The organism is Amycolatopsis kentuckyensis, assembly GCF_002155975.1.
Classification (GTDB): domain Bacteria; phylum Actinomycetota; class Actinomycetes; order Mycobacteriales; family Pseudonocardiaceae; genus Amycolatopsis; species Amycolatopsis kentuckyensis.
This window is the reverse complement of sequence record NZ_MUMI01000221.1, coordinates 1-1,606: the sequence shown is the minus strand read 5'-3', so window position 1 is coordinate 1,606 and position 1,606 is coordinate 1. Positions and strand designations below refer to the sequence as shown.

Annotated in this window: 2 protein-coding genes and 1 pseudogene; 2 read left to right on the top strand and 1 reads right to left on the bottom strand. The window is 71.6% G+C overall.

Annotated features, from left to right (window positions below; translation table 11 throughout):
• Window positions 1–95 precede the first annotated feature (95 nt).
• Complete coding sequence (locus CCN39_RS21795) at window positions 96–752, top strand: hypothetical protein (RefSeq protein WP_244210937.1); 657 nt, start codon at window positions 96–98, stop codon at window positions 750–752.
• Here the strand turns inward: CCN39_RS21795 and CCN39_RS21790 are convergent.
• Entirely contained in the window at window positions 730–1,152 is a 423-nt protein-coding gene (locus CCN39_RS21790; protein ID WP_086844768.1) for a hypothetical protein, read from the bottom strand. The genes CCN39_RS21795 and CCN39_RS21790 overlap by 23 nt on opposite strands.
• A gap of 254 nt (window positions 1,153–1,406) precedes the next feature.
• On the opposite strand from CCN39_RS21790, the pseudogene CCN39_RS21785 reads away from it, so the two are divergent.
• Window positions 1,407–1,606: pseudogene (locus tag CCN39_RS21785) on the top strand (AAA family ATPase); the annotation flags it as partial.

Below are 1,606 nucleotides of genomic sequence, written 5' to 3'. Positions count from 1 at the left end.
CGGCTCGTGCACGCGCAGCACCGACACGCACAGCCACACGGCGGCGCCGAACAGCAGGCCCAGCACGGGGCCGCCGAGGGCCGCGCCCCGCCGCGGTGGCCGCGATCGTTCTCGTCGTGCTGGCGCTGCTCAACCCCGCGCGGCTGCCGCACGGAGTCTCCGCGGTGTCGCTCGGGGGTGGCTCCGCCGCCGCGCCCGTCGAAGTCGACCTCAGCAAGCCGGTGGTGCTCAGCGGGCCCGGGAACCCCGGCCGCGTTGTGCTGGACCTGTCCGCCGCCGGGATTCCGCTCGGGTCCGCGGCCGCCGATGCCAAGCCCGACGGCAATGGCTTCACCGCCGAACTCACCCTTCCGGCGGTCGCCCGGTGGATCGTCGGGGGCGCCGTCACCGCCGATGTGCGGACCGGTTCGGCCACGCAGACCTTCACCCTGCTCACCAGCCAGCACCCGCTGGCCAGCGCGATGGGCGCGGGCAGCCTCATCCTGGCGCTGTTCGCCCTCGCCTACCTCGAATCGGGGCTTCGGACGATCCGCAACGGCCACCGCTGGCGGGGCGCGGCCGTCGGCGGCCCCGTGCTGGGCCTGCTGTTCGGCGCCGCCGTGTGGCTGTGCGTGTCGGTGCTGCGGGTGCACGAGCCGTCGCCGGGGTTCGGGGCCGGGTGTGCGGTGGCGGGCGCTCTCGCGGCCGGGCTGGTCGTCGCGGCGGCGCGGCGCCGGGCGTCCACAGTGGTCAGTCGACCATCCGGACGGTGACGTGCGGGCTGTAGCTCTTGCGCCGGCTCCACCCGAGCTCGGCGCACAGGCTCAGCTGGATGGCGCGGTCGGCGGGCGCCCAGTAGCCGGTGCGGACGAAGTAGCCCTCCATCGTGTTCAGCGCGCCGAGGCTCTTGCGCGCCGAGCACATCTCCCAGCCCCACTGGCGCCCGGTCTTCTCGACGCCGTTGCGGCGCACGGAGATCCGCGGGTTCCCGACCGCGCGGATGTCCGCGTCGCCTTCGGTGACGTAGACGACGCCGTCGATCTTGTAGAACCGGTTGTTGTCCAGCAGGGACACCTGTCCGGAGAGGGTGATCCCGACCCGGGCGCCTTCGTCGCCCGTCAACGTCCAATCGAGACAGTATTCCTGGACCGGGAGTTCCAGCGACTGGGTCATGACGAGTTTCCCCTGTTCTCACTGAGCGTCCCTTTCAGAAGATAGGGATTTTCCGGACGCCGGGAAGGGTTGCGGGCGATCTTCACCCGAAGCGGTTCCGGCGTCGGATGCCTTGTCGTGCATGGGTTTTCAGGCGATGGGGTGACGCGGGGCGCGGGGGTGGTCCCGCGGGTGGTCTTCGGTGCGCGAATGGGGTGTCCGTCACTGTGCGTGAAGTAAAGGAACCATTACCTTCGCCGGCACGTTGGCGGGGCATGAGCGAGCCCACTGTCATCGAGCTCGGCCGGCGCGACCTGCTCGTCGTGGCCGGGTTGCCGGGAGCGGGGAAGACGACCATGCTCCGCCACGCCGCCGTCGGGCTGCCGGTGCTGGACTCCGACCAGGTGCGCGAGAGATTGGGGGCGGTGGTTCCGGCTTTGCCCTACCGCTGGTACCGCCCGGTGGTGCACGCGTG